An 18,482-nucleotide genomic window follows, 5' to 3' on the forward strand; every position below is an offset into this window, starting at 1 on the left:
AGACCCCAAATGCAATGCGTGTGTAGTTGCACTCATCGGACGTCTGATTCTAGTCTTGGTGCGGCCTTATTGCGAGCTTCAGCGGAGCTTGATGTTGCGCCTGGAATATGAAGCGTTGTTTTTTTGTGGGTTGTAATGTTGAGACCTTTATTGGTTTTGTTCATACGACGACTTATGAGCTAATTGGGTAGGCGCGGCGCTGGCTTGCCAGAATGTTGAGAAGCAAACCATTGCCTTTTCCTGTGGCCTGTACAATAATGACTGAACAGTCAGTAACTAACTTGAGCCATGATCACGCCTCCCCGACAACGCCGCAAAGAAGCTCGCCCCGGTGAATTGCTCACCGCCGCGCTGGATGTTTTTGTAGAAAAGGGTTTTGCTGCCACCCGCCTGGAAGAAATCGCCCAGAAGGCTGGGGTTTCAAAGGGGACGCTGTATCTGTACTACGACAGCAAGGAAGCGCTCCTCAAGGCCGTGGTGCAGGAATCCATCGTGGCGCTGATTGCCGAAGCGGAGGCCGAAGTCGGGCAGATCAGCGAGCCGCCCCCGGTCAAGCTGGCCATGTTGGTGCAGCGGTGGTGGGACAAGGTGGGCTCTACCAAGTTGGGCGGCATTCCGAAGTTGGTGATTGCAGAAGCGGGCAACTTTCCCGATGTTGCAGAGTATTTCTTCAACAACGTGGTGGTGCGGGGGCGTGCTTTGTTTGGCCTTGTGGTGACAGACGGGGTGGAGAAGGGATACTTCCGCCCGTGCGACCCGGAGCTGGTCTGTGATCTGGCGATCAAGCCCTTGATGTTTAATGCCATGTGGCAACAGTGCTTTGCCGCGTATGNCCCCCGCCACATTACCCCGGAAGAATTTCTGCGTGCGCATATGGATATCCTGCTCAATGGCTTGCTGACCGCGCCCCATAAAACATCATTGCCCATGGAGCATTTCCGATGAAGTCATTCCTCTTTATCCGCCAGTATGTCAAATACTTGGCCTTGCTGGCGCCGCTGGCCTTGTTGGCCTGTGGTCATAAGGATGCACCCCAGGCCGGGCCGCGCCCGGCGGTGGTGATGACGGTGGGGGATCACGCCGACGCCGCATGGTCGGTGTATTCCGGCGAGGTTCGCGCCCGTCATGAGGTGGATCTGGGCTTCCGTATTGCGGGCAAGATCATCTCGCGCTCGGTCAATCTGGGAGACAAGGTGCGCAAGGGGCAGGAGATCGCCCGGCTGGACCCGCAGGACGCGAAGCTTTCCGCCAGCGCTTCTCAGGCCCAAGTGGCGGCGGCACAGGCTGATCTGGCGCTGGCCCAGGCGGAATATGAACGCGCCCGGAATCTGGCCGCGCAAAAATTCATCAGCTCCAGTGTGCTCGATACGCGCCAGACCCAGATGGATGCAGCCGAAGCCAAGCTCAATCAGGCCAAGGCGCAGGCCAATGTGTCGGGTAATCAGGTGGGTTATGCTACCTTGATGGCCGACCGGGACGGCGTGGTGACGGCGCTCTCCGCCGAATCCGGCCAGGTGGTGGCCGCCGGGCAACTGGTTGCGCGGATTGCCGACCCCGCCGAACTGGAGGTGCAGATCTGGATTCCCGAGACGCGTGCCAATACGTTCAAACCCGGTATGCCTGCATTTGTCCGCCCCTGGAATACCCAGGAACTGACTTTGCCGGCCCAGGTGCGCGAGATTGCGGCGAGTGCCGACAGCGCCACCCGTACGTATGCTGTTCGCGTCAAGCTGCTGAGCCCGGATGCGAAAATCAGCCTGGGCTCTACCGCTGCGGTTGCCTTTGCCAACGCCAGCAGCGAAGGGGCAATCAAGATTCCGCTTGCCGCTGTCATCAAGCGCGACCAGGGGACGCAGGTCTGGGTGGTGGATGCCAAAAACACAATCCAGCCACGTCTGGTTGAGGTGGGGGAATACCGTGATGAATCTGTTGTCATCCGCAGCGGGTTGGTGCGGGGGGATCGGGTCGTGACCGTCGGAGCACACATCTTGAATGCAGGCACGCAGGTGCGCCCTGTAGAGCAGAAGGCTCCTGTAGCATTGGATGTGACGCGATGAAGGGCTTCAATCTTTCCGAGTGGGGGCTGCGGCATCCCCAGTTCGTTCTGTTCCTGATGATTGTGTGCACTCTCATCGGTCTGGGGGCTTACACCCGCCTGGGGCAGAGCGAAGACCCGCCGTTTACCTTCAAGGTGATGGTGGTGCAAACCAATTGGCCGGGGGCCAGCGCCAGGGAGGTGGAGGAGCAAGTCACCGACAAGATCGAGAAGAAACTGCGCGAGATGAGCGAGGTGGAAACCTTGCGGAGTTACTCCCGCCCGGGTGAATCCCAGATCCTGGTGCTGGCGCGAGACTCGATGCCCTCATCCGCCATGAAGGATGTCTGGTATCAGGTGCGCAAGAAGGTGGGGGACATCCGCCAGACCCTGCCAAGCGGCGTCAATGGCCCATATTTCAACGATGAATTCGGCGACACCTTCGGTAATATCTTTGCCCTGAGCGGCGAAGGCATGAGCTATACCGAACTCAAGCGGTATGCCGAAGCCATCCGGCAGGAACTGCTGCGCGTGCCTGATGTGGCCAAGGTAGATTTTTTTGGTGAGCAGGACCAGCGCATCTATGTAGAGTTCTCGCCCATCAAGATGGCCTCCTTGGGGATTGCCCCGCAGACTTTGCTGGCAGCCATCTCGGAACAGAACAGCAAGAGTGCCAGCGGGTATTTCGAGCTGCATGATGAACGCGTTTATCTGCGCCCGAGTGGAGAATTCAAGACCCTGGAGGACATGCGCGAGCTGCCCATCCGTGCCGCAGGGCGCACGATCCGCCTGGGTGACGTAGCAGAGATCAAGCGTGGCTACGTTGATCCCCCGGTGGGCAAGATGCGCTTCATGGGGCGCGAGGCGTTGGGGATTGGCGTTTCAATGCGCAGCAATGGCGACATCGTCGCGCTGGGCAAGCATCTGGATGTTACGGTGGCCCATATCGAACAGCAGCTACCCCATGGGGTAACGCTGGAGCGGGTGGCGGACCAACCTCGCGCGGTGCGCGCATCGGTGAATGACTTCATGCACTCACTGATTGAAGCGGTGGTCATTGTGCTGGCGGTCAGCCTGCTCTCATTGGGGCTGCGCACGGGTGTGGTGGTGGCGATCTCGATCCCGGTGGTGCTGGCGATCACCTTTTTGGTGATGTATGAATTTGACATCGGACTGCATAAAATCTCGCTCGGCGCGCTGATTCTTGCGCTCGGTTTGCTGGTGGATGACGCCATCATTGCGGTGGAGATGATGGCCACCAAGATGGAGCAGGGCTGGGAGCGCGCCAAGGCCGCCAGTTTCGCCTATACCTCCACGGCCATGCCGATGCTCTCCGGCACCCTGGTGACGGCGGCGGGTTTCTTGCCGATCGCCACGGCCGCTTCCTCAACGGGGGAATACACGCGTTCAATATTCCAGGTTACCGTGATTGCGTTGTTGATCTCTTGGATTGCGGCGGTGCTATTCGTTCCCTTCATCGGCTATTACCTCCTGCCCAACTACAGCAATCAGGCGCACAAGCCCAGCTTGTTTGTCCGTCTCCTCGGGCTGCTTTCGCCCCGCTTTGCAGACAGTATGGCCAAGCGCGGCGAGCACCACCCGCACGATGAGAATGCCATCTACAGCACGGGCTTTTACCGCCATTTCCGCCTGCTTGTGGAGTGGTGCGTGCGCCATCGTTGGATTGTGATCGGCAGCACGCTGGCCAGTTTCGTACTGGCGATGTGGGGCTTTACGCTGGTGCCGCAGCAGTTCTTTCCGGATTCGATCCGCCCGGAATTGCTGGTGGATTTGCGCCTGCAACAAGGGGCGTCCTACGAATCGGTGGAAAAATCGGTCAAGCGTCTGGAAACTTTCATCGCCAAGCAGCCGGGCATTGAAAATTATGTGTCTTACGTCGGGATGGGCAGTCCGCGCTTTTACCTGCCACTCGATCAGCAACTGCCGCAGAGCAACTATGCCCAGTTCGTGATCCTGACCGATGGGGACGCCTCCCGTGAAGCCTTGCGCAAAAAGCTGATTGAGCTGTTTGCGCAGGATTTCACCGAGCTGCGCGCCTCGATCAACCGTCTGGAAACCGGCCCCCCGGTGGGTTTCCCGGTGCAGTACCGGGTCAGTGGCCCGGATCACGAGGAAGTGCAGCGCATTGCCGACAAGGTGGCGGTGGTCATGAGCACCGCGCCCGCCTTGGCGAACGTGCAGAAGGATTGGGACGAGCCGTCCAAGACCGTGCGCGTGGAAGTGGACACGGAAAAAGCGCGTCTGGCTGGCTTGTCTCGCCAGGATGTGCAGACTTTCCTGGCTACGGCACTCAATGGCAGCACAGCAAGCCAGTTCCGTGAAGGCATCGAGACCATCGATATCACCTTGCGCGGTTCGCGCCGGGAACTGGGCATGGCCTGGTTGTCTGAATTGATGATTCCGAACGGCACCAGTCGTGGCGTGCCACTCACGCAGATTGCCAAGCTCGGCTATAGCTTTGAGCCGGGCATGATCTGGCGCCGTAACCGGGTGCCCACCGTTACCGTGCGGGCCAATCTGTATGGGCAGGTGCAGCCAGCGGAGGTGGTGAAGGCCTTGAGCCCGGCCATCGCCCAGCTTGAGCGGGAATTGCCATTGGGCTATCACTTGGAGCTGGGCGGGTCTGTGGAAGAAAGCGCCAAGGGCGGCGCCTCGGTGGCGACGGGTGTGCCACTGTTCATCCTGGTGGTACTCACGGTGCTGATGCTGCAGCTACAGAACTTTTCGCGCATGACCATGGTGGTGCTGACTGCGCCATTGGGCATGGTGGGGGTCACGCTTGCGCTCCTGGTGTTCCGGCAGCCTTTTGGCTTTGTGGCGATGCTGGGAACGATTGCCTTGTCGGGCATGATCATGCGCAATTCGGTGATCCTGATCGACCAGATCGACCAGGATGAGAAGGCGGGGCTGCACGCCTGGGAGGCCATCATCAGCTCCACGGTGCGGCGTTTCCGCCCGATCATACTGACCGCGCTGGCGGCGATCCTCTCCATGATTCCGCTCTCGCGCAGCGTATTTTTTGGGCCGATGGCCGTGGCAATCATGGGCGGCCTGTTCTTTGCCACGCTGCTGACGCTGCTTTTCCTGCCCGCACTCTACGCCGCCTGGTATCGTGTAAAACAACCAGAAGGGCGAAAGGGCTAGAATGGTGGATTCAGTACCCACCCAGTACCTTGGCAGAGGATAGACAATAATGGATATGGAACGCGCCCGTTACCTGATGATTGAGCAACAGATCCGCCCCGCTGGCGTGATTGACCCGCAGGTGCTTGAGATTCTGGCCCTGGTCAAACGCGAACGCTTTGTGGCGGAAGAAAACCGTGCGTTTGCCTTTGCAGAGGCCCTGCTGCCCATCGGTAACGGTCAAAGCATGTTGGAGCCCAAGATTGAGGGCCGCATCCTGCAGGCCTTGGCGCTCAAAGGCACGGAAAGCGTGTTGGAGATTGGTGCTGGCTCGGGCTACATGGCCGCCTTGCTGGCGGCTCGGGCCGAATGGGTACGCACGCTGGAAATCGACCCCGATCTGGCTCGTTTGGCCCATACCAATCTGGAAAAAAACGGCGTCTTCAACGTGATTACCGTTGAAACCGATGGCAGCACGGGGTGGGCTGAGCGCGCGCCCTACGACGTGATCGTGGCCAGCGGTTCCGTGCTCCGCATCCCGCAGGCATGGCTGGATCAGCTTAAGGTGGGAGGGCGCCTGTTTGCCGTGGTTGGCGCAGACCCCGTCATGCAGGCACGCCTAGTCACGCGCGTGAGCGAAGACAGTTGGCATGGCACCACGGTTTTTGAAACCAATCTGCCCCCGCTGCATATCAAGGCCTCAAGCAAGGAGTTTGTGCTTTGAGCATGGCAAGCCCCCCCGTTCCACTGCAGGCCCGCGAACTGGCTGACTGGTTGGCGGACGCACAACGCCCGCGCCCCTTGCTGCTGGACGTGCGGGAAGAGTGGGAGTTTGAGCACTGCCATCTCGCGGGGGCGATGCATGTGCCCATGGCGCAGATTCCTATGCGCATGGGTGAGCTGGGCGATGCTGCGGACATTGTATGCATCTGTCACCACGGGGTGCGCAGCCTCCAGGTGGCCCATTACCTGGTGCGGCAGTGTCAAGGCAAAGTGTTCAATTTGCAGGGCGGCGTTGAAGCCTGGGCGCAGGACGTTGATCCTGCTATGCCAAGGTACTAACCGGAAAGAGTTTCAGGAGAATGCAATGAAGCAGTTGCTGGTGTTGATGATGCTGTCCGGTGTGGTGAGTAGCGCTACGGCAGCGGATTTGCTGGATACCTATCGTGAGGCCTATGGGGCTGACGCCAAGCTCGCCAGCGCACGCTCGCAGCTCGAAGCCGGACGCGAGAAGGCGCCGCAGGCGCGCGCCGCACTGCTGCCCAGTGTGGCGCTGACAGCATCCAGCAGCTACTCCAGCTACTCCATGACCGAGCCCGTTGTGCGGGATGCGCACTACAACACCAATACCTACGGCGTGCAGCTTACCCAGCCGCTGTTCAATATGCAGAGCGTGATTGCGGCCAAGCAAGGGGATATTGCAGTCAATATTGCCGAAGCCCAGTATGCCAATGCCCTGATTGATCTCATGCAGCGTACTGCACAAGCTTATTTTGATGTGTTGTATGCCGAAGACACCTTGTCTTCCGTCCAGGCACTCAAGACGGCGGCCAATGAGCAATTGCAACTGGCCAAGAAGAGTTTCGAGGTGGGCACTGTCACCATCACTGACGTCAACGAGGCGCAATCCCGCTTTGATCTGGCCTCTGCGCAAGAGATTGCTGCGCAAAATGACATTAGCGTCAAGCGTCAGGCACTGCGCCTGATTACCGGGCATGAACCGGGGGAACTGGCCCACTTGCGCACCGGCCTGAATATTGCCCCCCCGCTGCCAGCCAACATGGAAGACTGGGTGAGTGCCGCCGAGCGCGACAATGTGGACGTGCAGGCGCAGAAACTCGCTGTGGAGAACGCCACGCGTGAAACTGAGCGTGCCCGTGCGGGTCATCTGCCCACGGTCAGTGTTACCGCCGGTTACAACAACAGCCACGCGACGGGTTCAATCAGCAGTGCCAGCCCCTCGCTTTACAACGGTTGGTCGGTGGGCCTGAACTTTTCCATGCCCTTGTATCAGGGGGGGGGCATCCAGTCCAAGGTGCGCGAAAGCGCTGCGCTAGAAGACAAGGCACGCTCCGACCTTGACCTGACCAAGCGAACCGCCGCACAGACTGTGCGCCAATCCTTTCTGGGGGTGACCAATGGTATTGCCCAGATCAAGGGCTACGAGGCGGCGCTGATTTCCAGCCAGAGTGCGCTGGACTCAAACAAGTTGGGCTATCAGGTGGGGATGCGCATTAATATCGACGTACTCAACGCCCAATCCCAATTGGCGGATACCCAGCAGAAGCTCGCCCGCGTGCGGTATGACGCCATCCTGTCCCAGCTCAAGCTCAAGGCTGCAGTGGGTGCTTTGAGCGTGCCAGACCTGGAAGACATCAACAACCTGCTTGCGCATTGATCAAGCGGCCAGCCCCTCATCAGGCTGGCCACGGCAGGCCGTGCTTACTCTTTGACGAACAAGGTGGCCAGGGGCTCATGCCCCACTTGGCAGCTCCAGTGCCCGTGCACGGCTGGGTCAAACGTGGCGCCTTCCGGCAGCACGTCGGCAGAGTAGAAATGCTCACCCGCCTTGAAAATGCGGGTGGCGCCGTCTGCCAGACCAATCTTCATCTCACCACGCAGGATAAAGACCCATTGCGGCGTACCGGTGCAATGCACGGGGCTGCGGAAGCCGACCGGGCTTTCACGCAGTTGCACGCCCGTGGCAGGCAGAATGGCAGACAGCGCCACGGCAGGTGTGCCTTCGCTCAAAGGCAGGACTTCATCACGAAACTTCGCTTTGCCATCGCTATCGGTATATAAAACAACCTGAGTAAAACTTGCCATCATCAGCCTCCTGTACGCGGCAACGGCACAAACCGCCACCTGAAAAAGTGCGGCAATTGTGCCTGATTTGGCCTGCGCTCAGGAAGGTTAACCCTAATATCATTCACTGGAGATTGATATGAACGAAACTCTCAAGCTGCAACACACCCATCGCAGTGACCGTTCCTTCACTGACGCCCCTATTAGTGATGGACAGCTCGATGCCATCGTCGAAGCCGCCTACCGTGCCCCCACCTCGATCAATAGCCAGCAAGTCTCACTGGTGGTGGTGCGTGACGCAGCCCGCCGGGCGCAGATCGCCCAGATTGCTGGCGGCCAGCCCTGGATTGCCAAGGCTCCGGTCTTTATCACCGTAGTGGTGGATTTCAACAAGACCCGCCTTGGGCTGGAAGCCGCAGGCGAGCAACAGGTGATCCACGAAAGCGTAGAAGGCTTCGCCGCCGGGGCCGTGGATGCCGGGATTGCCTTGGGCAACCTGCTCGTGGCCGCACGCTCGCTGGGCCTGGGCGTGGTGCCGATTGGTGGCATCCGGCGCGATCCGCAGGCCCTGATCGATCTGCTCCAGCTCCCCGCGCAGACCTACCCCATCGCGGGCATCGCAATCGGCCATGTGGATAAGCCTGCCCACCAAAAGCCCCGCCTGCCGATGGCCTCTTTCCGCCATGACGAGTTCTACCATGCCGATGCGATTGCCCCAGCGATTGCAGAATATGACAAAGAATTGCCGAGATATTGGCAAAGCATTGGCCGCGCCGATGGCCTGCCCTGGAGCGCCAACACCGCGCAGAGCTACCGCACGGTGTACTTCCCGCTGACCCGGCCCGTCAGCGTCAAACAGGGTTTCCTGAACGACAAGTGATGGCGGCTGCACGCGATGCCGGGCGTATGGTCTGGCATCCTTGATTGGCGCTATGCAGCAATTTCATGCAGCTCGGCATAAGCAAAATGCTGCGCCAGCCATTCTTCCGGCGCCTTCTGGCGGAAGTGGCCGAGGATCGCCCGTAGCGGTCCACCGTGGCTGACGATCAGTAGCGCTCGTCCCCCGGCTCGCTGGTGCCAGTGCTGTGCAGCAGCTTGGGCGCGGGTGGTCATTTCGGCGGCGGTCTCCCCCTTGGGGGGGCGAAAATGCAGCGGATTGGCGGCCCAGGTGTCGATCAGGCTGCGCTCGATGTGCTCATACGCCTGCAATTCCCAATCGCCAAAGTTGATCTCCATGAGGCGCGGGTCAGTTTCCACCGGCCCCAGCGCCTGTGCCAGCAGCAGGCAGCGCGATAGCGGACTGCTGACGATCAGCACGTCTGCTGGCAGGGCAGGCCGCAGCCGGGCGGCGATGGGGGCCACCTCCTCTGCCAGGGCCACATCGCTGTGCCCATAGCAGGTGCCCGGCGCCACCGCCACGGCAGGGTGGCGCAGTAGGAAGACCGGGCCGCTCATCCTTGCCCGATCAGGCTGGCGCATAGCGCGAGGTAGGTGGCAATCTCGGCAATCTGCTGGCTAGCGCCCAGTGCATCCCCTGTGTAACCCCCGATGCGGCGGTAGATGTAGAACGCCCAGAGCAGGGTTGCCATGATGCAGCTGAGCCAGCAGGCTAGCATGGCGCGCAGGGGCAGCACGTCAAAGGCCAGCACCGCGATGAAGGGGGCCAGCCCGAGGCACAGGCCGAGGACCCAGTCCGTCTTGCTCAACCCCTCGGCTACAGGCTTGGCGCGGGTGCTGTCGTCTTGCCGCACGTACTTCATCGCCGCCATCACCAGCAAGGCCATGGTGCGGGAAAGCGTATGCGCCAGCGGCAGGGCGATCAGGGTGAACAGCCCGAGCGCGTCGAGCACCAGAAACTTCATCAGCAGCGCCGTGACCAGTGCAATCGCGCCATAAGTGCCGATGCGCGAATCCTTCATGATGGTGAGGATCTGATCCTTGCCCCAGCCACCGCCGAAACCATCGGCGCTGTCAGCCAGCCCGTCCTCATGAAACGCGCCGGTGATGAGCAGGCTGGCAATCATCGACAGCAACAACGCCACCCGCAGGGGCAGGAACAGGCTGGCGAGGTAGAAAACACCCGCAACGAGCAGGCCGACAAGTAGGCCCACCAAGGGGAAGTAACGCGTGGCGTGGTTCAGCTCGCTGGACGACCAGCCCACCCAGGCGGGGACCGGCAGGCGGGTGAAGTAGCCCAGGGCGATAAAGAAACGGCGGATTTCGAGCATGGCAAGGTTGGGATCAATCTATGTAGCGCCTAATGGTAGCAGAGGGTAGCAGAGCCACCCTCTGGCTTCGCGGCCACATGCCATCTATAATCACACATCTTTCCGAGGAGCGTTGCGAGGCCTTTCCCCAGGTCCCAGGCTCGGAACCCGCCGCAGACCTGCGTGGCGGTCGCTTCAACGGCGCTCACCCATTACCGTGTTGGTCACGGAACAAGGGTGAGAGGCTTTCACACTCCCCCTTCTCCTGCACCCATACGGCAACGTGTTTCGTCGTTTGGAGAGTCACCATGCAAGCAGACCGCAGTACCGAAATCAAAGCCCTGTTGGCCCAGCGCATCCTGATCCTGGATGGCGGCATGGGCACCATGATCCAGCGCCACAAGCTGGGCGAGGCCGACTACCGGGGCAGCCGCTTTGCCCAGCACGGCAAAGACCTGAAAGGCAATAACGATCTTCTGGTGCTCACGAAGCCAGAGGTGATCCGTGGCATCCACCGGGAATACCTGGATGCTGGCGCCGACATCATCGAGACCTGTACCTTCAATGCCACCCGCGTATCGCAGGCCGAATACGGGCTCGAAGATGTTGCCTACGAACTCAACGTAGCCGGTGCCCGCCTCGTGCGCGAACTGTGCGATGAATACACCGCCCGCAACCCGGCCAAACCTTGCCTTTGCGCAGGCGTGCTCGGGCCGACTTCGCGCACCCTGTCTATTTCACCCGATGTAAATGACCCCGGCTATCGCAACATCAGTTTTGATGCGCTGGCTGAAGACTACTACCAGTCTGCCAAGGCGCTGCTCGAAGGTGGCGCAGACATTCTGCTGATCGAAACCGTATTCGATACGCTCAACGCCAAAGTTGCCGTGTTTGCCGTGGAAAAGCTCTTTGCCGATCTGGGGCGCCGCTGGCCGGTGATGATTTCGGGAACGATTACTGATGCCTCGGGCCGCACGCTCTCCGGGCAGACGGCCACCGCCTTCTGGCATTCGCTGGCCCATGCCAATCCCATATCCTTTGGCCTGAACTGTGCGCTGGGCGCCAAGGAGTTGCGCCAGTACGTGGCCGAACTCTCCGGGGTTTGCAATACGCATATCTCCGCCCACCCCAATGCAGGCTTGCCGAATGCTTTCGGTGGCTATGACGAAACCCCCGTCCAACTGGCCGATGACATCCGCGAATGGGCCAAGAGCGGCCTGCTCAACATCGTGGGCGGGTGCTGTGGCACCACGCCGGAACACATTGCCGCCATTGCGGCGGCGGTGGCCGGCGTCAAGCCACGCGCGATTCCGGCTATTGAGGTGCGACAGCGCCTCTCCGGCCTGGAACCATTCAGCATCGGCCCCGGCAGCCTGTTTGTAAACGTAGGCGAGCGCAACAACGTCACTGGCTCCAAGCTGTTTGCCAAGATGATTATCGAAGGGCGCTTCGATGATGCCCTCGGCGTAGCCCGCCAACAGGTGGAAAACGGCGCGCAGATCATCGACATCAACATGGATGAGGCGATGCTGGATTCCAAGGCCGCGATGGAGCGCTTCCTCAAGCTCATCGCTGCCGAGCCGGACATCAGCAAGGTGCCCATCATGATCGATTCCTCCAAGTGGGAGGTGATCGAGGCGGGCCTCAAATGCATCCAGGGTAAGGGCATTGTCAATTCCATCTCGATGAAAGAGGGCGAGGAAGCCTTCCTGCATCACGCCCGTCTGTGCATGCACTACGGCGCGGCTGCCGTGGTGATGGCCTTCGACGAGAAAGGGCAGGCGGATACCTATCAGCGCAAGACCGAAATCTGCAAACGCGCCTACGATTTATTGATGAGCATCGGCTTCCCGCCCGAAGACATCATCTTCGACGCGAACATTTTCGCCATTGCCACCGGCATAGAAGAGCATAACAACTACGCCGTCGACTTCATCGAAGCTGTGCGCTGGATTACCCAGAATCTGCCATATGCCAAAACCAGCGGCGGGGTGTCCAACGTGAGCTTCTCCTTCCGGGGCAACGACCCGGTGCGCGAAGCCATCCACACCGTATTCCTCTACCACGCCATCAAGGCCGGGCTGACGATGGGCATTGTCAACGCCGGGCAACTTGGCGTGTATGACAACCTTGACCCCGTGCTGCGCGAAAAGGTGGAGGACGTGGTACTCAATCGGCATCCTGAAGCTGGTGAGCGCCTGGTTGAAATTGCCCAGACGGTGAAGGGGCAAGCCAAAGAGAACACGCAAGATCTGGCCTGGCGCGAATGGAGCGTGGAAGAGCGCCTCTCGCATGCCTTGGTCAAGGGTATCACCCAGTTCGTGGTGGAAGATACCGAAGAAGTGCGCGCCAAGCTCGCGGCTGAAGGCAAGCCGCCCTTGTCGGTGATTGAAGGCCCGTTGATGGCAGGCATGAGCGTGGTGGGGGACTTGTTCGGTGCGGGCAAGATGTTCTTGCCCCAGGTCGTCAAATCTGCCCGTGTCATGAAGCAGGCGGTGGGCCACCTCATCCCCTATATCGAGGAAGAGAAAAAGCGTACCGGTGCTGCCGCCAAGGGCAAGATCATCATGGCCACGGTGAAGGGCGATGTGCATGACATCGGTAAGAATATCGTTGGCGTGGTGCTTGGTTGTAATGGCTACGACGTGATCGACCTTGGCGTGATGGTGCCCTGCGACAAGATTCTGGCTGCAGCCCGTGAGCATGGCGCACAGGCCATCGGTTTGTCTGGCCTGATTACTCCGTCATTGGAGGAAATGGCCTATGTTGCCTCCGAAATGGAGCGCCAAGGCTTCGACGTACCCTTGATGATTGGCGGCGCTACGACCAGCCGCGCGCACACTGCAATCAAGATTGCACCCAACTACTCCCACCCCGTGGTGTACGTGCCGGACGCTTCGCGTGCCGTGGGCGTGGTCACGAGCCTGCTCTCCGAGACCCAACGCGATGCCTACGCGGCGGAAGTCGCAGCAGACTACGAACGGGTACGCCAGCAGCATGCGCAGAAAAAGGGCGTGCAACTGGTGTCTCTGCCCGCTGCCCGCGCCAACCGGTTCCGCTGGAACGAAGATGCGGCCTATGTGCCTGCCACGCCTTCGCGCACCGGGGTCAAGCTGCTGCGCAATATCGATCTGGAATTGCTCGAATCCTATATCGATTGGGGCCCCTTCTTCCAGACCTGGGACCTAGCAGGGAGCTTTCCCAAGATTCTTGAGGATGAAACGGTCGGTGAGACTGCCCGCAATGTGTTCCGTGATGCGAAAATCATGCTGCGGCAAGCCATCGAGAACCATTGGATCGAAGTGCATGCTGTTTTCGGCATCTTCCCCGCCGCAGCGGAAAATGACGATGTGTTGATCTATCGGGATGACTCGCGCCGCGAAATCATTGCCCGTTGGCACGGCCTGCGTCAGCAGCAGGAACGCCCCGCCGGACGCCCGCATTACTGCCTGAGCGATTTCATTGCCGACGCAGGTAGTGGCGTGCCGGATCACATCGGCGCATTTGCCATCAACGCTGGGCGTGGGCTGGAAAAGAAGCTTGCCGAATACGAAGCGGTGCATGACGATTATCACGCCATCATGCTCAAATCCCTGGCTGACCGCTTAGCCGAAGCGGCTGCAGAATGGCTGCACCAGCGCGTGCGCAGCGATTACTGGGCCTATGCCAAGGATGAGAAGCTGAGCCTGGAGGAATTGGTCAAGGAAGAATATCGTGGCATCCGCCCCGCGCCGGGCTACCCCGCATGCCCGGATCATACCTCCAAGGGGGAAATCTTCAAGCTGCTCAACCCCGAAGAAGCCATCGGCCTGCAATTGACCGAAACCTACGCCATGTTCCCGGCCTCGGCGATTAGTGGCTTCTATCTCGCCCACCCTGAAGCACGTTATTTTGCCATCAGCAAAATTGCAGAAGATCAACTGCAAGACTGGGCTCAGCGCGCCGGATTCAGCGAGGCAGAAGCCAAGCGCTGGCTGGCGCCGATTCTTTGAGTTTGGGGAGCAAGGCCGCGTTTGCGGCCTTGTTCCTACCCAATTGGGCAGGTCAAAAGCTGCTATTGCTAATGATATAAGAGTATCTTGTTTGCTAATGTATTTTGAGTCTTAATAGATAAGTAAGACCGTATTTTGCAGCATTACAAGGATACTAAAAATGCAAGGGGTAGATGCACTGAAATTGCTGTTGAGTGATTTACATGATCGACATGTCGGGCTCACTCCTGCTCTTGCAGCTTCACTTACTGAGCAGGCTGTTGTTTGTTTAAGTAAATACCATGAATCTCCAGTTGAGTTTTTGGTAACCAACGGAGGTGGTTGCAAGGCGTATGCAGTTGATTTTAGTAAGCCTAATGATTTGATGTTAAATGCGTATGCAAATGATATTGATGCGACAGAAAATGGGGCGTATGGCGTTTCCTTGGCTGCTGTTGAAGCGGAGGCTCGTCTTGTTGCGGTGAGGCGTGCGGAAACGTTAACAGGAGCCGATTGGTATGTCGCCCCAATAGGTACGACTGCGGTAGATCTTGAAAGTTGCTTTAGGCTTGAAGTGTCTGGAACTGGCGCCGGAGATCAGACCAGAATTAAAACTAAGTTAAGAGAAAAAGTTGAACAGACGAAGCGTGGCGCCAGTAATCTCCCCGCGATAGCCGCTGTCGTAGGGTTTAAAGAGCTAACCGTTGCAATTGAGCAAGTGAGTGATGAAAAATGAGTTGGGTTGATTTTCACTCTGAAAGTGAAAGACTTGCTATCGAAGCTCAATTGAAAATAAATGAGCGGCGTATGCCAGAGGCTTTGTTGCTATATAAAGCGGCAGCAGAGGCAGAGCAGAGCGCACTAAATTGCTTAGAGATTGCAAAAGCCAGAACTAGAGGAATTACCGCTGTAAGTGCTGTAGCGTTATGGTTTAAAGCAGGGGAATTTGCAAAAGCAGAACAGTTGGCTCATCTAATGCTGGCTGATTCCAAAATGCCTGAATTTGCACGTCGGGATTTGAAAAATCTAGTTCAAACCATTTCGACTGAAGAGGCTAAAAGAGAGGCCAGGGTTGCATTTCTGCGAGGGCATGTTTTGGTTTCGGTTAAAGGGGGAGAGGTTGTAACTGGTGGAGCTCCTTTGGATTTGGTTGTTGATAAAGTGCAAACAATTCAGTCTATGTATTACCGCACGATTGAGCACTTAAATGGAGTCCCCCACAGAAGATCAGGCCCTCCTTCTAAAGAGTTGCAGGCTAGTTGTCGACCTTGGCTGTTTCAGCAGCCTCCAGGGAGCTATCAATTTTCAGTTGCAATCCAAAAGCCCGCCCAGCCGGATTTTTTTAGGCAAGAAGTCGATCCAGAAGAAATAGCAATCCGGTTTCTTGAGATTATTAGAGCATCCGCAAGCGACGATACTGCATTGCTTAATGCGATTGTTCCTGAAGAGGACTATCGAACTACTTTCTTAAAATTGGCTAGGAATTTAGCACCGACAGGCAAAGCGTTTGAGCGTATTGAACTACGTACCTCAGGTGATGGGGTTAAGCCTGTTGAGCTTCAAACAGAGTCCCGCACGAATATTATCAAACAGATTCGGCAGCACGAGAATTTAACTCTATTGGTTCCAGACTCTCCGCCTGAGATATTGAATTTGCAAGGTACATTAAGAGCTGTACATCTTGATGACGACTGGCTTGACCTTCTTCTGGTGGATGGAAAATCAGTGCATGTTGAAGGGCTTGGTGATGCTGTTGATGATCTGATTGGGCCTATGGTTAATAGGCCCGTGGTCGTAAGGGCGACTCGTCGAATTACGAAAGAACAATCAAAGAATAAATATTTATTCATCGACATCGAACTAGATGAATAAACGGTTACGTGATTAGGCTTTTCGTAGGAAACACGCTTTCAGCATGAAGTTGCCTGCATCCATCTTGCAGTCGACTTCGTGATCGCCGCCGACCAGGCGGATGCTCTTGACCTTGGTGCCTTGCTTGAGGGTGATGGAGGAGCCTTTGACTTTCAGGTCCTTGATCAGGACAACGGCATCGCCATCCTGCAGCACGGTACCGTTGGCGTCCTTGACGATGGCTTTGTCCTCTTCTTCGGTGCTGGCTGCTGCGATGGGCCATTCGTAGCCGCAATCGGCGCAGACGTAGTTATCCCCGTCCGGGTAGGTGTTTTCCAGGGTACATTGGGGGCAGGCGGGGATATTGGACATGGTGTCGCTTTCAAAGGCGGGTCTGAAAAGCCCCGGAGTATACCTGTCCGGGGCTTTTTCGCCAGGGTTCAACGATATAGCAGGAATTCTTCACGCTCGGCGAGCCAGCTTTGCTCGTCGGGCAGCGTGATGGCATCCAGATCGGCGGGCGTGCTCTTGGGGTTGTCCACCCACTCGCGCAGCAGGGGGCTGCCGTTGATGAGGTCGATGGCGAGCCGGTCGTGCTCGTATTCGTAGGGGAAGTCGCGCCACAGGGGGTATTCCGGATGCATGTCGCGCAGCGCCTTGAAGGCGAGGCTTTGCAGGCGCCAGGGGCGGAAGGCCGGGTGATTGTAGGCCCCGGCTTCCACGTGAATCTGCACCCCGCTGCATAGTTTGCCTGCATGCTTGTGGAATGTAGGCTCAAACCAGCATTCGCGCAGGATGCAGCCTTGCAACCATTGCGGGGCGAGGCTGTGCATGCGGGCGAGCAGGGAGTGGGCATCAATATCGGGGGCGCCGAAAATCTCCAGCGCCCGGGTAGTGCCGCGCCCTTCCGAGAGTGTGGTGCCTTCCAGCATCACGGTACCGGCATAGGCACGCGCCATGGCGAGGCTGGCGGCGTTTGGGCTGGGATTCACCCAGTTGCGCTCGGTCAGCGGCCAGCCGTAGCCGGGGGCCTGTTCCGGTGCCCAATCCTGCATGGTGATCACGCGGTATTCCAGCTTCAGCCCAAGTTGTGCAATGAACCAGTGGCCCAGCTCGCCCATGGTCAGGCCGTGGCGCATGGGTAGCGGCCCCGCGCCCACAAAGCTCTCCCAGCCTTCGCGCAGGCGCAGTCCTTCCACCGGACGCCCGGCGGGGTTGGGGCGGTCCAGTACCCATACGGCCTTGCCGTGTTGGGCGGCGGCTTCCAGCACGTAGCGCAGCGTGGTGATGAAGGTGTAGATGCGGCAGCCCAGGTCTTGCAGATCCACGAGCAGCACATCAAAGCTCTCCATCATCGCCGGGGTGGGGCGGCGCACTTGCCCGTACAGGCTGAAGATGGGGATGCCGTGGCGCGGGTCGTGGTAGTCGGGCGACTCGACCATGTTGTCCTGCTTGTCGCCGCGCAGGCCGTGTTGCGGGCCGAACGCTGCGCTCAGGCGTACATCCGGCAAGGCGGCCAGCGCGTCCAGCGCGTGCTCAAGGTCTCGCGTCACGGAGGCCGGGTGGGCAAGCAGGGCAACGCGACGGCCTTCGAGCGGCGCGCGCAAGCTGGCGTCAGCAATGAAACGGTCGAGGCCGAAGAGGACGGGGGCGGTCATGGGGATTCCTTGAAAACTGTTTTGTGATGCGTGGTTCGGGGGCAAGGGCTGCTATTTTAATCAGGCTCAGTCCTGTTTTGCATGAATTGCCCGCATCCAAAGAGCAATTGATTATGAAAGTGTTCGGGGTCAAGAAGGTGTGCTACTTGTGCGTTTGCGCCGCATGAGATAGCGATGCCAGAGCCAGCCACCGCCAAGATGCCAAAGTGCAAGGGGCCACAACAGCAAACACATGCCCCAGCTTGCTATGGTTGAGTTCATGACTGTAGACGTGATCACACGTGAACATTCTGTTTCTGGGTGTGCGATAGGCCACAACATAGAGTCTGCCAGAGATTCATATAGCGCTACCGGTATATATGCGATTGCAATCCAGTACCCGATTTTTAACAGCGTCAGTATGTGTTTTATAGCTTGCTTCATTGTTATCTTGGTTTTATGGGGGATTTTTTTAAACCATTAAAGGTGCACAAAACGCGTCTCGTTGATGAAAATCCGGCTTGAGGCGGGGATGGGCCAAAGCCCAGTAGCTGCGGCTGCCGTCAGCAAGTTCGATGACTGCAGTCAGGCGTGGTTTCTGAACAGCCTTGGATGCAACCGCTATAGAGTATTAGTCAAGCAATCTAAGCGAACCTAACGATTGCCCCCGCAAGTTGTCGAGTCGATCAAGCCAATCCATCTTGCTGCTAACACTCTAAGCATTGCACTTTACGCGATGATACGTCACGGTTACTTTGATTTCGGAGCGCAGCATTCATTTTGGACGGAAGGATGCAGCTGCCTGGGGAACTGGTCTTCAAGATAGTGCATG

15 protein-coding genes and 1 riboswitch are annotated in these 18,482 nt (G+C 58.3%); of the genes, 10 read left to right on the plus strand and 5 right to left on the minus strand.

Features of this window, described 5'->3' with window-relative positions; translation table 11 throughout:
* Positions 1-288 precede the first annotated feature (288 nt).
* The 6 genes from B145_RS24200 to B145_RS0102875 are packed head-to-tail and all read left to right on the plus strand — an operon-like array spanning position 289 to position 7,577.
* The gene (locus B145_RS24200) at positions 289-945 is read left to right on the plus strand and encodes a TetR/AcrR family transcriptional regulator (protein ID WP_018605063.1); all 657 of its coding nucleotides are present in this window, start codon (positions 289-291) and stop codon (positions 943-945) included.
* Complete coding sequence (locus tag B145_RS0102855; protein WP_018605064.1) at positions 942-2,057, plus strand: efflux RND transporter periplasmic adaptor subunit; 1,116 nt, start codon at positions 942-944, stop codon at positions 2,055-2,057. Before B145_RS24200 ends, B145_RS0102855 begins: the two co-directional genes overlap by 4 nt.
* Positions 2,054-5,200, plus strand: coding sequence for an efflux RND transporter permease subunit (locus tag B145_RS0102860; protein ID WP_018605065.1), 3,147 nt, complete (start codon positions 2,054-2,056; stop codon positions 5,198-5,200). The genes B145_RS0102855 and B145_RS0102860 overlap by 4 nt, the downstream gene beginning before the upstream one ends.
* A 49-nt stretch (positions 5,201-5,249) precedes the next feature.
* A complete protein-coding gene (locus B145_RS0102865) occupies positions 5,250-5,903 on the plus strand; it encodes a protein-L-isoaspartate O-methyltransferase family protein (protein ID WP_018605066.1) in 654 nt (217 codons plus the stop codon).
* Between the two features lie 2 nt (positions 5,904-5,905).
* The gene (locus B145_RS0102870; RefSeq protein WP_018605067.1) at positions 5,906-6,241 is read left to right on the plus strand and encodes a rhodanese-like domain-containing protein; all 336 of its coding nucleotides are present in this window, start codon (positions 5,906-5,908) and stop codon (positions 6,239-6,241) included.
* 25 nt (positions 6,242-6,266) lie between these two features.
* A complete protein-coding gene (locus B145_RS0102875) occupies positions 6,267-7,577 on the plus strand; it encodes a TolC family outer membrane protein (RefSeq protein ID WP_018605068.1) in 1,311 nt (436 codons plus the stop codon).
* 44 nt (positions 7,578-7,621) lie between these two features.
* Here the strand turns inward: B145_RS0102875 and B145_RS0102880 are convergent, their stop codons facing one another.
* Entirely contained in the window at positions 7,622-8,005 is a 384-nt protein-coding gene (locus B145_RS0102880; RefSeq protein ID WP_018605069.1) for a cupin domain-containing protein, read from the minus strand.
* Between the two features lie 118 nt (positions 8,006-8,123).
* Between B145_RS0102880 and B145_RS0102885 the strand changes: the two genes are divergently transcribed.
* Positions 8,124-8,864, plus strand: coding sequence for an NADPH-dependent oxidoreductase (locus B145_RS0102885; protein ID WP_018605070.1), 741 nt, complete (start codon positions 8,124-8,126; stop codon positions 8,862-8,864).
* Positions 8,865-8,914: 50 nt separating this feature from the next.
* On the opposite strand, the gene B145_RS24205 is transcribed toward B145_RS0102885, so the two are convergent.
* Together B145_RS24205 and B145_RS0102895 are read right to left on the minus strand one after the other, a co-directional pair.
* Positions 8,915-9,439, minus strand: a complete 525-nt coding sequence (locus B145_RS24205; protein WP_018605071.1) for a histidine phosphatase family protein — start codon at positions 9,437-9,439, stop codon at positions 8,915-8,917.
* Entirely contained in the window at positions 9,436-10,212 is a 777-nt protein-coding gene (locus B145_RS0102895) for an adenosylcobinamide-GDP ribazoletransferase (protein WP_018605072.1), read from the minus strand. The genes B145_RS24205 and B145_RS0102895 overlap by 4 nt, the downstream gene beginning before the upstream one ends.
* A 98-nt stretch (positions 10,213-10,310) precedes the next feature.
* A riboswitch (S-adenosyl-L-homocysteine riboswitch) is annotated at positions 10,311-10,405 on the plus strand.
* A gap of 94 nt (positions 10,406-10,499) precedes the next feature.
* Between B145_RS0102895 and metH the strand changes: the two genes are divergently transcribed.
* The 3 genes from metH to B145_RS0102910 all read left to right on the plus strand — a co-directional run bounded on the left by metH (position 10,500) and on the right by B145_RS0102910 (position 16,034).
* Positions 10,500-14,183, plus strand: a complete 3,684-nt coding sequence (metH, locus tag B145_RS0102900; RefSeq protein ID WP_018605073.1) for a methionine synthase — start codon at positions 10,500-10,502, stop codon at positions 14,181-14,183.
* A gap of 160 nt (positions 14,184-14,343) precedes the next feature.
* Positions 14,344-14,898 (plus strand): hypothetical protein, encoded by a 555-nt coding sequence (locus tag B145_RS0102905; protein ID WP_018605074.1) that lies wholly within the window; start codon positions 14,344-14,346, stop codon positions 14,896-14,898.
* Entirely contained in the window at positions 14,895-16,034 is a 1,140-nt protein-coding gene (locus B145_RS0102910; protein WP_018605075.1) for a hypothetical protein, read from the plus strand. The genes B145_RS0102905 and B145_RS0102910 overlap by 4 nt, the downstream gene beginning before the upstream one ends.
* A 12-nt stretch (positions 16,035-16,046) precedes the next feature.
* Here the strand turns inward: B145_RS0102910 and B145_RS0102915 are convergent, their stop codons facing one another.
* Both B145_RS0102915 and B145_RS0102920 read right to left on the minus strand, forming a co-directional pair.
* Positions 16,047-16,385, minus strand: coding sequence for a zinc ribbon domain-containing protein YjdM (locus tag B145_RS0102915; protein ID WP_018605076.1), 339 nt, complete (start codon positions 16,383-16,385; stop codon positions 16,047-16,049).
* Positions 16,386-16,453: 68 nt separating this feature from the next.
* Complete coding sequence (locus tag B145_RS0102920) at positions 16,454-17,671, minus strand: exo-beta-N-acetylmuramidase NamZ family protein (RefSeq protein WP_018605078.1); 1,218 nt, start codon at positions 17,669-17,671, stop codon at positions 16,454-16,456.
* Positions 17,672-18,482 lie beyond the last annotated feature (811 nt).

This window comes from Uliginosibacterium gangwonense DSM 18521, from assembly GCF_000373965.1.
GTDB lineage: Bacteria > Pseudomonadota > Gammaproteobacteria > Burkholderiales > Rhodocyclaceae > Uliginosibacterium > Uliginosibacterium gangwonense.